Source organism: Mesorhizobium sp. M7A.F.Ca.MR.362.00.0.0 (assembly GCF_004023175.1).
In the GTDB taxonomy this organism is placed as follows: domain Bacteria; phylum Pseudomonadota; class Alphaproteobacteria; order Rhizobiales; family Rhizobiaceae; genus Mesorhizobium.
In genome coordinates this window covers 1-724 of the sequence record NZ_RZTF01000856.1, presented here as the reverse complement: position 1 = coordinate 724, position 724 = coordinate 1, and the positions used below count along the sequence as shown (strand labels likewise).

The 724-nt window shown below is 65.3% G+C and carries 1 protein-coding gene; it reads left to right on the top strand.

All coding sequences use genetic code 11. From position 1 onward, the window contains the following. Nucleotides 1–724 (top strand): hypothetical protein (locus EOC06_RS38175; RefSeq protein ID WP_206631385.1); only part of this gene is annotated, 724 nt, incomplete at both ends.

The following is a 724-nucleotide window of genomic DNA, read 5'->3' as shown; positions in this document are numbered from 1 at the left end:
ACCAAGGGCAGTTACGATTTCGACGACGTGTTCTTCACCGGCAGCGCCAATCTGGCGACGGCGCCCGGTTCAGTCATCCTGGTCTCGCAGTCGGGCGGGTTCGTTGCCGCGGGCACAACCGGCAACCTCAGCGTGGGCGTCAATACCATATCGCTCGCCGCAGCCGACGCGCTGACCGGCGCGCAGAACTTCGCCTTCGTCGGCACGATCAGCCTTGGCGCCACGACCTTCACGCTCGATTCCGGACAGACCATTGCCGGCTTCGGCAACGGCGGCGTCGTTTCGACCGGAACGATCCAGCCCGCCAATGTCCAGGGCAATCTCGGCGCCACCGGCGGCAACGTCACCGGCGACGAGGCCGTGGTCAACGGCACGGCCAACCTCATGCAGTTGCTCGGCGACAATGCCGTGCGCAACACCGCCTTCGACTTCAGCGGTGCCACCGGTTCCGCCTTCCTCATTGACCAGGGCGCTGTCGGCTTCAGCAATGCCGCAGGCATCACGATCGAAGGCGTGACGATCTCGAATGTGGCGGCGGGCCAGACCGCCGTCCAGGTTACCGGTCTCAATGGTAACCTGTCTGTCATCAACAACAACATCAGCGTTGCCGGCGCACTGCTCAACGTCAATGGCGGCACCGGCACCATCTCGGTGTCGCGCGGCTTCCTGCCCAATGGCGGGCCGGCCGGAACGCTGACCGGCGGCGGCATCAGCATCGCCAACC